This window comes from Psychrobacter proteolyticus (assembly GCF_003350005.1).
GTDB classification, from domain to species: domain Bacteria; phylum Pseudomonadota; class Gammaproteobacteria; order Pseudomonadales; family Moraxellaceae; genus Psychrobacter; species Psychrobacter proteolyticus.
This window is the reverse complement of sequence record NZ_QLKS01000003.1, coordinates 568,790-581,036: the sequence shown is the minus strand read 5'-3', so window position 1 is coordinate 581,036 and position 12,247 is coordinate 568,790. Positions and strand designations below refer to the sequence as shown.

Sequence of the window (12,247 nt, the reverse complement as noted above, 5' to 3'; positions counted from 1 at the left end):
ACATTTAGCGATACATACTGCTGCCGATGACGTATACGAATCTTATTATCAATCATTGATACAAGCGAAAAATAAATACCAAATCTGAAATCATTTTTAATCCAGAAACCAGCAGTATCTAGAGTAAAAACGAGGAATAACGCATGACAGACTATTCAGAACAGAACACTCAGCAGCCCTACAACCGTGCGGACGAGCCGCCCACGACTGTGCGCCCTGTTATGCAGCCTGACAACCCTTATGCCAGTACACGCGGCAGCATTACTAGCAAGCAGCTACCAGCATTTGATGAGGCAATTATCAATAAGTACAATCGCTCGGGACCGCGTTATACCTCTTATCCAACTGCTCTAGAGTTCACCCCAATATCAGATAGCTTTGAAACAAACAGCTTTGAAGCTATCGGTCTTGAGACGAAAATCCTGCAAAACCGTGAAGCGCGTGCTCCCTTATCCTTATATTTTCATATTCCGTTTTGTCGCCACCTTTGCTACTACTGTGCTTGTAATAAGATTATTACCAAAAAAAATAGTGATTCTGGTGATTACTTGCAGTATTTAATCGCTGAAATTACTCATAAGCGCCGTTTGTTATCTGCGCCAGAAGGCAGCGACAAACCGTTGGTCAAGCAACTACATCTGGGCGGTGGTACACCAACGTTTTTGCGTGATGAAGAGATGGTACAATTATGGGAGTTTTTACAAACTCAGTTTGAGTTTTTGCCAGAAGATGAAGGTGACTATTCTATCGAAATTGATCCTCGTGAGCTGAGTGAAAACAATCTAAAAATATTGCGTAATCTCGGTTTCAACCGTATTAGCTTAGGTGTGCAAGATTTAGACGAAACGGTGCAAATCGCCGTTAATCGTGTGCACTCAGCAGAGCTTATTGAAAGCGTGCTAACAGAAGCACGTGAGCTTGGTTTTCGCTCTATCAATATTGATTTGATTTATGGTTTGCCGCATCAAACGCCTGATACTTTGGACAAAACTGTAAATCGTATCATCGAGATGTCGCCAGATCGCCTGTCAGTCTTTAACTATGCGCATTTGCCTGAGCGATTTAAAGCCCAACGTCAGATAAAAGATGAAGACTTGCCTAGCCCAGCTGCCAAACTGACGATGCTCGGCAGTACTGTTAACACATTGACCGAAGCTGGCTATCAATATATCGGTATCGATCATTTTGCCAAACCTGATGATGAATTGGCTATCGCCCAACGCGAAGGTAAATTACATCGTAATTTTCAGGGTTACACTATCATGGGTGATTGTGACTTATTAGGTTTTGGTGTCTCATCAATCAGTCAGATTTCTAATGCCAATACGCGCTATATTTTGCAAAACGATACTGATCTACAGAACTATCAAGCCAAGATTGATATGGCGAAAATCAATTCGACTATCATGCCTGCGGTAAAGTATATTAAAACCTCTATTAAAGACCGCTTGCGTGAATACGTCATCATGAACCTACTATGTCATGATTACCTCGATTTTAAAGATGTGAATCAAAAATTTGGTATTGATGCCATCACCTATTTTATTAATGAGATTCAGCAGTTGGGCACTATGCAAGACGACAGGCTGATAGATATGGATGCAGCAGGTATTCGCGTCTTACCCAGAGGTCGCTTGCTTGGCCGTAACGTCGCCATGGTATTTGATGAATACTTAGAAAAGAAACATCAAAACCGCTTTTCGAAAGTTATCTAAGTTAGCGAGTCATTCGTCCAATTATTAAACATAAAAAAGACCTCAAACGAGGTCTTTTTTTAATAGTGCTATGATTTCTTACACTTTTAATTTATCACCGACCATACCTTTTACAGTGCTTAAGATATCTGCTGGTAATACCACCATTTTGGAGTTGTCAGATTCAGCCAACTCTCGTATTGCTTTGATATATTGCTCACCCAGCAAGTATACAATCGGCATCTCTTCCTCACCCATCGCGCTAGTAATCAAACGAATCGACTCTTCAGAACCTCTGGCTAGTACAACCTGCGCTTCAGCATCACGGCGTGACGCCTCCAAGCGACCATCCGCTTCTAAGATAGCAGCTTGCTTTTGACCATCAGCACGGGTCACGGTCGCACGGCGTAAACGCTCTGCCGCTGCTTGCTCTTCCATAGATGCTTGCATGGTCTGCGAAGGGTTGATATCTTGAATCTCTACTGTCTTAAGAGTAATACCCCAATCTGCGATATCTTCTGAAATTGCATGTTTTAGCTTGGTTTTGATCTCATCACGACTGGACAATGCACTATCAAGATCCATCTCACCAATAATCGAACGTAGCGACGTTTGTACTAGATTACGGATACCGTACTCATAATCTTCAATACCATAGACCGCCTTATCAGGACGCACGATATTAATATAAGCGACAGCGTTTGCAATAATAACGACGTTGTCACGAGTAATGACTTCTTGTGACGGAATATCGAGTACGATGTCCTTAGTCGTTACCTTATAAGCCACATCATCTACATAAGGGATGATGAGGTTGAGTCCAGGCTCTAGCGTTTGGCTATACTTACCCAGTCTCTGCACCACCCATTTATAACCTTGCGGTACAATACGTACGCCTTTAAACACGGTGAATACCACCAGTGCAATCAATACCACCATGACAATACTAAAGCTTTCCATAACTCATCCCTTATTATTATACCTGCATACTTTTATGCATCACTGCCTGCGCTTTTGTACTGCTCACAATCAGCTCGTTACCAACGATATCAGTCACTACCACTCTATCGCCGATTGCCACCTGCTCCCCTCTCGTACGGCACATCCATTCAGCCGCACCAACGATAGGAACGCTAAATCTAACCGTTCCAGCTTTATCTAGCTGCGGTGACACGATAATCATCCCGACTTCACCAACTATGACACTACCGCCTAGCCCAGCTTTGGTACGATCTACTGACAACGGTTTGATAAACTTAAACCAAGCCAGCAAAAACACAGCAGAGAGCACTAACCAGACTATAATTTGAACAGAGACAGAAATAGGCAACAGCCATGATAGCGCTGCAACGATGATGGCAGCGGCACCAAACCACAGACTGGCAAACGTCGGTACAAACATCTCAACGATTAGTAACAAGAAGCCTAATACTAACCAATGCCAAGGTTCAATCATCCAAAGTATCTCCATCCTTGCCACCATTCCTATCTTTATCATTCCAGTTTTTAATGTAGCACATTTTTAAGGAGAACAACGCTTTAACGGTAATGATATATTACTTATTGGATGCTTATAAATTACTAACTTAAAGACCTCAACATAAATTTTAAGCAAAAAAAAACGACCACTTAAAGTGATCGTTTCTTTACTATAGCTGTTTAGCTAAAAGCTTATTTTCTAAGTCATTAGAATTTTAGCTGTGCACCAACAGTCATAAGATCAGCGTCACTACCTAGCATGTCGTATTCAGCTTCAACACTGAAATCAGAGTTTACTGCGTAACCAAGACCTACACCACCAGCGATGTTAGTATCGTCGTCTGAGAAATCAGAAGCGCCAGCAAAGTTAGTGTTGTTAGCTTCTACTTCAGTTTTTGCAACACCTAGCTTACCTTTTGCGTATAAGCCGCTATTTGGGAATGCATAACGGTAAGTACCATAAGCGCCGTATGTCTTAGCATCGATGTCGCCGCCTCTATAGTCAGCATCATCTGAACCTACGTATTCTGCTTCCATACCAAAGTTAGGATCAAAATTATAACCAGCAGTTACACCGTATGCAGTTGGGTCATCAGCACCATCAACATCTAGATCAAACTGACCAACTTTAGCAGCAACATATGGCTGACCTGTGTAGCCGTTGCCATAGTTAACAGCAGCTTGTGCACCTACAGAAAGTAAAGAACCAGTTGCTAGTGCAAGTATTGTTTTTTGTAGAGTTTTCATTATTAGCTCCTTGAAAGAAATTTGGACAAACAAGTTATTTATTTATATTGGCCTTGTGGCCCTATCGCCTTGTCTGCTAACGATGAATACATAGTAACAAACTATTTCAGACACTCTGTCAGTGTTTAATGGTACGAAAGTTAAGATTTGAAAGTGTTTATCAGTGTGTGGGTTACAAAGGCTTAGATATGAAACCTTTTGTTACATCCACCCAGTTTATGCAATAATCCATACTCATTTCACAGTTTTCTTGCTATACAAATCGGCTAAACATGGCTGATATAACAATAATTAGAGAGAAAAAATGCAAAATTCAATCACTGAGCGTTTGCAAAGCGCACTTGCAGACTTAAAAGCAAAGCAGCAGTATCGTCAATTACCAAACCTGCAGCACGATGGGCGATACGTCGTTAGTGCAGGTAAGGCTTTACTTAATATTGCGAGTAATGATTATCTGGGTTTAGGCGGCGATACCGAGATGCAAGCTGAGTTTCTTACTCAAGTGGGGCAGGTATCTACTACGCACACTCCTAAAATGAGTGCCACTTCCTCACGCCTACTGACAGGCAACGATATACAGTTAGAAGCTCTAGAAGAAGAACTACAAAGCTGGTATCAAAGCGCCATAGAAAAACAGAGTTTAACCGATTCAAAGTCGGTGCTGGTGTTGAACAGTGGCTATCACGCCAACCTAGGTACCTTGCCAGCATTGACAGCTTTGCCAGTTAAGACACTTATTTTGGCTGACAAGCTAGTACATGCCAGCATTATCGATGGGATGCGCTTGAGCCAAAGTAAACTTGTCACCTATCGTCGTTACCGTCACAACGATTACGAGAATTTGGCCAAGTTTATTGAACAAGCAGACGAAACGGTTGAACGCATCATTATTGTCACCGAGAGTATATTTAGTATGGATGGTGACCGTGCTGACTTGCCTCAACTAGTACAAATAAAATCCAAAGATGCTCGCATTGAGCTGTATGTCGATGAAGCACATGCTGTTGGAGTGCTTGGCAATACAGGTCTAGGATTGGCGGAAGAAACGCATACCTTGGCGGAGATTGACTACTTGGTGGGTACCTTTGGTAAAGCATTTGCTTCAATGGGTGCTTATATCATGTGTGATGAAGTCGTCAAACAATGGCTGATCAATGCTATGCGTCCACTGATTTTTAGCACTGCACTCCCTCCTATCAATCACGCATGGACACGGTTTATTTTAGCAAAAATGCCGACCTTAACTAATCAACGTGCGCATCTAGCACAGTTGTCTACCACGCTTAGCCAAGCCATTGACCCACGGCACCGTGTATCGCCAACTTTGCAAGATATAGATTATCAATCCCCTATTGTTCCTTATATATTAGGCGATAACGCGAGCACGCTTGCCAAAGCACAACAGTTACAAACCGCTGGATTTTACGCGCTGCCTATCAGGCCACCTACTGTGCCTGCAAATACTGCTCGCATTCGTTTAGTTATGAATGCCAAACTGACTAACGAAGACTGCGAACGACTGATACAGCAGTTGTAACTTTATCGTTTAACACAGAATTTACTCCTACTATCGATAGATAACTGGCGCACTCGGACATAATAAAGCCTATGACAACACTCGACACAGCTGATGACCTCAGTGTTAGAAAACAAACCATCGCTCGCCACTTTGCCAATGCAAGTGACTATGACCAGCATGCCAATGTTCAACAGACTGTTTGTCATTATTTATTAGACAGTATCGCTAATACCGAACAAGCCAGTGTGCTAGAAGTGGGTGCAGGTACAGGTCAAATGACACGCCTACTCGCTGATCATATTCAAAGCCAGTATTGGCTTATTAATGAGTTATGTAATGAGCAGACGGCTACATTGCAATCAATACTGCCAACTGCTGACGTAATGATTGGCGATGCTGAAACGATAAATTTAGCAGAAAATCATAGCTTGATAGTTAGTGCCAATGCCGTGCAATGGTTTGATAGTCCGTTGAGTTTCATCACACAATCAGCGCAGCGTTTACAATCTGGAGGCCAGCTAGTTTTTAGTACTTTTACGCCAAATAACTTTTTGCAAATCAAAACTCTCACGGGCCAAGGACTTCACTATCCAGATATTGATGAATGGCAATTGGCATTAGATAGTGCTGGCTTTAAGAATATCGAACTCTCAATTCAACGCTTTGATTTACCATTTCCAACCCCCTACGCTATCTTAAAGCATATGAAACTCACCGGCGTATCGACCAATCAAACTCAGGTTACGTCAGATGACACTCAAACCTTTGTATGGACAAAGTCGCGTTTACAGCAATTTGAGTCAGACTATTGGCAACATTTTTCAGAAGTGGACGAAACAGGACAGCTCATGGTTAATTTAACCTATGAAGTGCTCATAGTAAGTGCGTTTAAACCATAAGCACATAACTTATTAATAGAAACAATAGCTATCAGAAACAGTAGCCGATAGGAAAAACAGCCATAAAAAAACGCACCCCAAAGGATGCGTTTTTTAATTTAACTAGTTAGTAGCCGTATTATTTTTTATCTTCGTCTACTTCAGTGAACTCAGCATCAACGACGTCGTCATCAGCTTTGTTGCTACCAGCATCGTCAGCACCTTGTTGGAACTGGCTTGGATCCATACCTTCCGCACCAGCGCCGCTATCAGCGTAGATTTTTTGGCTGATTGGCAAGAATGCATTGTCTAATGCTTCAAGTTTAGCTTTGATTTCGTCATGATCGTCTTCTTTCGCTGCGGCTTCAAGCTCAGTGATAGCAGATTCTACTGTTGATTTTTCTTCATCAGTGACTTTATCTTCTGCTTCTTTTAGCGCTTTTTGTACGGCATGAATACGACCATCTGCTTCGTTACGAACTTGCGCTAGGTTAGCGAACTTCTCATCTTCAGCAGCATTGGCTTCTGCATCGCGAACCATTTGTTCGACTTCTTCGTCCGACAAACCAGAATCCGCTTTGATTTGGATACTTTGTGCTTTACCAGTACCTTTATCGGTTGCAGAGATGTTCATGATGCCATCAGCATTGATGTCAAAAGACACTTCGATTTGCGGTAGGCCACGTGGTGCTGGTGGAATATCCGTCAAGTCAAAACGACCAAGCATTTTGTTTTGGTTAGCGATTTTACGCTCACCTTGATATACCTGAATCGTTACTGCTGGTTGGTTATCTTCAGCCGTTGAGAATACCTGTGATTTCTTAGTAGGAATCATGGTGTTTTTCTCGATAACTGGCGTCATGACACCGCCCATCGTTTCGATACCTAAGGTCAATGGCGTTACATCAAGTAGCAATACGTCAGTTTTGTCACCAGACAATACGGCACCTTGAATTGCTGCACCAGCTGCAACTGCTTCATCAGGGTTCACGTCTTTACGTGGCTCTTGACCAAAGAAGTCTTGTACTTTTTGCTGTACTAGTGGCATACGAGTCTGACCACCAACCAAGATTACATCGTTGATGTCGCCAATTTTTAGGCCAGCATCTTCAAGTGCAGTCTTACAAGGACCCATTGTACGTTGTACTAATTCTTCAGTTAGGCTCTCTAGTTTCGAGCGGCTGATAGTAACAACCAAATGCTTAGGACCACTGCTGTCAGCAGTGATGTATGGCAAGTTTACTTCAGTACTTTGTGCACTTGATAGCTCAATCTTCGCTTTTTCAGCGGCTTCTTTTAGACGCTGCATCGCAAGAGAGTCACCTTTTAGGTTCACGTCTTGCTCTTTTTTGAATTCAGCAACTAAGAAATCAATCAATGCTGAGTCAAAGTCTTCACCACCTAGGAAAGTATCACCGTTGGTCGCTAGTACTTCGAACTGTTGCTCACCATCTACGTCTGCGATTTCGATGATTGAGATATCAAAAGTACCACCACCTAAGTCATATACAGCAACAGTGCTATCGCCTTGCTTCTTGTCCATACCATAAGCAAGTGCCGCAGCAGTTGGCTCATTGATGATACGTTTTACATCAAGACCAGCGATTTTACCCGCATCTTTAGTTGCTTGACGCTGTGAGTCATTGAAATAAGCAGGTACAGTTACAACCGCTTCAGTCACACTCTCACCAAGATAATCTTCTGCTGTTTTTTTCATTTTTTTCAAGATTTCAGCAGAAACCTGTGGTGGCGCAAGCTTTTTACCGTTGATTTCTACCCATGCATCGCCGTTATCTGCTTTAGCGATTTTGTAAGGAACCATGCCAATATCTTTTTGCACGACTTTGTCATCAAAACGACGACCGATCAAACGCTTAATCGCAAACAAAGTGTTGCTTGGGTTGGTTACTGCTTGACGCTTAGCTGACTGACCAACAAGCGTTTCGTCATCTTTATAAGCGACGATTGATGGTGTTGTACGAGTACCTTCAGCATTTTCGATGACTTTAACTTTGTCACCTTCCATTACTGCTACACACGAGTTAGTAGTACCTAAATCAATACCAATTACTTTACCCATAATCAATTGCTCCTAATTTGTTTTTAACTATAAATACTTATTTATCCAGACCGTAGTCGGTCACTTGTTGCTATATATCGGTTTACCCGTCGTATTTTTCAAGGTGATAATCACGCAAAAACTGTGTTTCATGTCATTTTTTGTGAAAAACCTTCATATTAGTAGGGTTTAGCCCTAAAAATATTACTGACCAACACGAACCATGGCCGGACGTAATAGACGACCGTTTAGGCTATAGCCTTTTTGTAAGACTGTACCAACTGTATCTGCCGCTGCTTCTGGGTCAATACCCACTGCTTCATGGAAGTCAGCGTTGAATTTTTCGCCTTGTGGATCGACCACTTCTACGCCGTTTTTGGTCAATACTGCTACCAATGCTTTGTGCGTTAATTGCACACCCTCAGCGACTGGATCATTGGCATCGGCATTTTCGATAGCGCGTTCTAAGTTGTCAACGATGTCTAACAATTCTTTAGCAAATTTCTGTAGTGCAAACTTTTTGCTTTTATCCGCTTCTTGCTCCATGCGCTTTTGCGCATTGTAAGCTTCAGCATTAGCGCGTGCAGTACCTTCTTTGGCTTGTTTTACTTCGCCTTCTAGCTCAGCAATACGCGCTTTAAAAGTATCAAGGTTGATTTCGTTTTCGATAGTCGTTTCTTCACCTGAATTATTCTGTGGATCAAACTCTTTCATGGTTTCTTCTAAGATACTGTCATTGTGATCAATATTCTCATGTGCCACATTTTGGTCAAGATTTTCGTGGTTCGGGTTTTGCTCGCTCATGATAGCTCCTTGGAATTTCAATAATGAAGATTAAGAGACGGCATAGTAGACCGAATAATTACTGGTCCTACTATGCCATTATTAAATGCTCGATGTTTCTGACTCATTGTTTTTTTTAATACGCTTCAATAGCTGCTTGATAAAGGTGATAAGGACAAATTTCAAGCCTAGAGCAAAGGAATTTTTACCATTTATGACAAATATTCGTGAAGTGTCATTAATACGATGCGTCAAACATTTTTGTTCCATGTCAATAAATCTCAATATTCACTCACAAAAAGAACAAAAAACCGCTATTTATTCCAATTGCTTTACGCTTATTAATCAAGCTATTACCAAACGATACCCTATTATTCTGCTAGCTATTTTATCATTGCTATAAATATTATCGCCCACACTCAAATGCACGCTAAAAATCATTTATGAGAGCTGTTATGTCTAATTCAAAAAATTTATCTATCAATACTTTGCTCAATAAAGCATTGATGACATTGCACTTAGCGTCAAAAGAGCCATCAAATCAAGATGCGCAAGCGTATGACTCATTAGAAAAACGTCTGAGCGTTAAAGAGAAAATACTCGCTTACAACCCTGTAGCAAACTACCAGCCGCATACATTGCATTACGCAATGAAAAGTCTGGGCTACTTACCAGACCCTGTTTTAGAAGGTGCAATTGCTTACCTTAAAGGCCCTAATTCAAAACAGTATCTGCATGCAAACGCTCATCTGCGTCTCATCCTTGCAGTAAATAGTTACCTCAAAACGCCGTTAGAATTAACTCCAATGCCGGAATTGCGTGAGAGATTTACTGCTGATGCGGTAGCCATGCAATCACCTAGAGTATGGCAGCAAGCCAATACGACTATGCTAGGCAATATAAAGGCCTTCACTAAAAAAAGTGACTCACCTGTTAGTTGGAAAGATGAAACGATTGCCAATGCTGATGATGGCGACATGACTGTCCGTTGTTATAAAGCAGGCGGCAAAAAGTCTGGTTTTAGAAGAAAACGTATCCATAATCCCGATGAAACAGTCATGCTGTTCTTTCATGGCGGCGGGTTCTGTATTGGTGATGTCGATACACATCATGAATTCTGTCATGCGGTCTGTGAGCAGACTGGTTGGTCTGTGGTTAGTGTCGATTATCGCTTAGCGCCTGAATGTCCTGCTCCCGCAGCCTTAAAAGACTGTATCACTGCGTATGCTTGGTTAGTTGATCACTGTCACACATTGGGCGCGTTACCTTCTCGTATAGTCTTGGCAGGTGATAGCGCAGGTGGTGGTCTATCAACTTTAATTGCGCAGCAGCTGACCGCACCGAGCAAAAGCGCATGGGCAGACCTAGGGTTAGATGGACAGAAAATGTTTAATCTATTAGAGAAATTACCCGAACCTCTAGCGCAGATGCCTTTGTATCCAGTCACTGATATTGAGACAGATTATCCAAGTTGGGAGTTATACGGCGAGGGTCTACTATTAGATCATGCTGATGTAGCAGTATTTGATGCTGCTTGTTTGGAGAATAGTCCGCTGCCTCGCTTACACATACTGAACTCACCTATGCTGGGTGATAATAGTAAAGTCTGCCCAACTTATATTGTAGCTTCTGAGCTCGATGTATTACGTGATGAGGCATTTGCTTATGCAAAGCAGCTGAGAGGTTACGGCATTGCTACAAAGACCTATACTGTGCTTGGTGCACCGCATGGCTTTATTCACTTTATGAGTGTTCACCAAGGACTTGGACAAGAGACAAGCGATATTATTCATGGCTTTAGCAGCTTTGTACGTGAAATCATCAGTACACAATCCCAGTTAGCTGCATAGACCGTTAGTTAGCCAGCCAATTATTGATTTGTATAACTAACTAATTTGTATCGCCAGATAGTGTAATTAACCAAATCTCTGAGCGCGATCCCAATCGAAAGGGAATGCCCCAAAAACCATAGCCAGAGGACACGACGAAGTGTCCTTTACCAATCTGCTCATAGCCATAACCTACTCGATTAATAGCATTTACGATGAAATTAGCGGGGAATACTTGACCGTTGTGGGTATGTCCCGAGACTTGTAAATCTATAGGTAATTGACTGTGATTATCTATATCACTCGGTCTATGGTCTAACAATATCACTGGCTGCGATGTATCTACTTGCGTCAGCAGATCAGTAGTCGCTACACGTTGACGTTTATGATTATCAAAACGTCCAACTAACCATACTGGTTGACTCTCATGCTCGATACAGAGCACCTCATCGTTCAACAGCTGTATACCTGCATTTTGCAGCGCTTCGCTAATAGGTCGCTCATGACCATACAAATCATGATTACCCAATGTCGCATAAACACCACGTGGCAGACTACTGCACAATTCTGCTAGGTTTCGTTCCATATGATATGCATTAAAGGCCTCTGTATTATCATCCATAATATCCCCTGGCATCAGCAGCATATCTGCATCAGAGCGAATCATAAGTTGTTGCAATCTATCTATGGCTTTCACACCAAATAATCGCCCTATATGCAAGTCACTAGCGACTGCAATACGCAGTGGCTTGGCTAAAGGCTTATCTATATTAATAGAAAGCTTGCGTATGACAGGCGCATAGGCGCTATATAATGAATAAATAAATAGTCCTATAAATAGGAGTAGCGCTAGCACTCTTAGCCCTATAGCCATTTCATTCGATTGGTGTAACGTACTGCCTGATAAAAAGATTACTAGCAGATACCCTCCGTAGAGTAGACTCACTGCCAATGCCGTCAGTATCATAAAATGCATGATTAGCATCCAACCGCTAACCCAGCGATAACTGTTAGCAAATGCTCTTTTTACGCTCAATACTAATAGGCCATTAGTAATAATGAATACACTGGCCCATGTCATTGTCTGTAATGTTGGCGTTATCCAAGGCTGGAGCCACCACTGTATGCTCAATACTGTACCTAAGCTAAACAACTGTAATAGCAAAAAGATGGTGAAGAAGAATGCGTAACGCATGGACTGCCCTTAGACATAAACACGGTTCAATAATTGATTATCAGAAGATGGTTTGTAATGTTTC

The 12,247-nt window shown here is 42.0% G+C and carries 10 protein-coding genes; 4 read left to right on the top strand and 6 right to left on the bottom strand.

All coding sequences use genetic code 11. From position 1 onward, the window contains the following. Positions 1–221 precede the first annotated feature (221 nt). Positions 222–1,715, top strand: coding sequence for an oxygen-independent coproporphyrinogen III oxidase (gene hemN, locus DXK30_RS09615; RefSeq protein WP_390178038.1), 1,494 nt, complete (start codon positions 222–224; stop codon positions 1,713–1,715). A 78-nt stretch (positions 1,716–1,793) separates the two neighbouring features. Here the strand turns inward: hemN and DXK30_RS09610 are convergent, their stop codons facing one another. The 3 genes from DXK30_RS09610 to DXK30_RS09600 form a co-directional block, all read right to left on the bottom strand. Next, complete coding sequence (locus tag DXK30_RS09610; protein ID WP_057762202.1) at positions 1,794–2,654, bottom strand: SPFH domain-containing protein; 861 nt, start codon at positions 2,652–2,654, stop codon at positions 1,794–1,796. 16 nt (positions 2,655–2,670) lie between these two features. Further along, positions 2,671–3,150, bottom strand: a complete 480-nt coding sequence (locus tag DXK30_RS09605; RefSeq protein ID WP_114701557.1) for an NfeD family protein — start codon at positions 3,148–3,150, stop codon at positions 2,671–2,673. 230 nt (positions 3,151–3,380) lie between these two features. Continuing rightward, positions 3,381–3,920 (bottom strand): porin family protein, encoded by a 540-nt coding sequence (locus DXK30_RS09600; protein WP_114701498.1) that lies wholly within the window; start codon positions 3,918–3,920, stop codon positions 3,381–3,383. 304 nt (positions 3,921–4,224) lie between these two features. On the opposite strand from DXK30_RS09600, the gene DXK30_RS09595 reads away from it, so the two are divergent. Beyond that, on the top strand, positions 4,225–5,457 hold the full coding sequence (locus DXK30_RS09595; protein ID WP_114701497.1) for an 8-amino-7-oxononanoate synthase: 1,233 nt from the start codon (positions 4,225–4,227) through the stop codon (positions 5,455–5,457). 71 nt (positions 5,458–5,528) lie between these two features. Continuing rightward, positions 5,529–6,338 (top strand): methyltransferase domain-containing protein, encoded by an 810-nt coding sequence (locus DXK30_RS09590; protein WP_114701496.1) that lies wholly within the window; start codon positions 5,529–5,531, stop codon positions 6,336–6,338. A gap of 118 nt (positions 6,339–6,456) precedes the next feature. Here the strand turns inward: DXK30_RS09590 and dnaK are convergent, their stop codons facing one another. Then, positions 6,457–8,397: a molecular chaperone DnaK gene (dnaK, locus tag DXK30_RS09585; RefSeq protein WP_057762214.1), complete on the bottom strand. Its 1,941-nt coding sequence runs from the start codon at positions 8,395–8,397 to the stop codon at positions 6,457–6,459. Between the two features lie 183 nt (positions 8,398–8,580). After that, positions 8,581–9,180, bottom strand: a complete 600-nt coding sequence (grpE, locus tag DXK30_RS09580; RefSeq protein ID WP_057762215.1) for a nucleotide exchange factor GrpE — start codon at positions 9,178–9,180, stop codon at positions 8,581–8,583. 434 nt (positions 9,181–9,614) lie between these two features. On the opposite strand from grpE, the gene DXK30_RS09575 reads away from it, so the two are divergent. Then, entirely contained in the window at positions 9,615–11,009 is a 1,395-nt protein-coding gene (locus DXK30_RS09575; protein WP_114701495.1) for an alpha/beta hydrolase, read from the top strand. Positions 11,010–11,049: 40 nt separating this feature from the next. On the opposite strand, the gene DXK30_RS09570 is transcribed toward DXK30_RS09575, so the two are convergent. Continuing rightward, positions 11,050–12,183 carry a metallophosphoesterase gene (locus DXK30_RS09570; protein WP_114701494.1) on the bottom strand — a complete coding sequence of 378 codons (1,134 nt, stop codon included), beginning with the start codon at positions 12,181–12,183 and terminating at the stop codon, positions 11,050–11,052. Positions 12,184–12,247: the final 64 nt, after the last annotated feature.

What these genes read in the sequence shown, in the direction of transcription:
- hemN (WP_390178038.1), top strand. Translation starts at nt 222, where the DNA reads ATGCAGCCTGACAACCCTTATGCCAGTACACGCGGCAGCATTACTAGC.
- DXK30_RS09610 (WP_057762202.1), bottom strand. Translation starts at nt 2,654, where the DNA reads ATGGAAAGCTTTAGTATTGTCATGGTGGTATTGATTGCACTGGTGGTA.
- DXK30_RS09605 (WP_114701557.1), bottom strand. Translation starts at nt 3,150, where the DNA reads ATGATTGAACCTTGGCATTGGTTAGTATTAGGCTTCTTGTTACTAATC.
- DXK30_RS09600 (WP_114701498.1), bottom strand. Translation starts at nt 3,920, where the DNA reads ATGAAAACTCTACAAAAAACAATACTTGCACTAGCAACTGGTTCTTTA.
- DXK30_RS09595 (WP_114701497.1), top strand. Translation starts at nt 4,225, where the DNA reads ATGCAAAATTCAATCACTGAGCGTTTGCAAAGCGCACTTGCAGACTTA.
- DXK30_RS09590 (WP_114701496.1), top strand. Translation starts at nt 5,529, where the DNA reads ATGACAACACTCGACACAGCTGATGACCTCAGTGTTAGAAAACAAACC.
- dnaK (WP_057762214.1), bottom strand. Translation starts at nt 8,397, where the DNA reads ATGGGTAAAGTAATTGGTATTGATTTAGGTACTACTAACTCGTGTGTA.
- grpE (WP_057762215.1), bottom strand. Translation starts at nt 9,180, where the DNA reads ATGAGCGAGCAAAACCCGAACCACGAAAATCTTGACCAAAATGTGGCA.
- DXK30_RS09575 (WP_114701495.1), top strand. Translation starts at nt 9,615, where the DNA reads ATGTCTAATTCAAAAAATTTATCTATCAATACTTTGCTCAATAAAGCA.
- DXK30_RS09570 (WP_114701494.1), bottom strand. Translation starts at nt 12,183, where the DNA reads ATGCGTTACGCATTCTTCTTCACCATCTTTTTGCTATTACAGTTGTTT.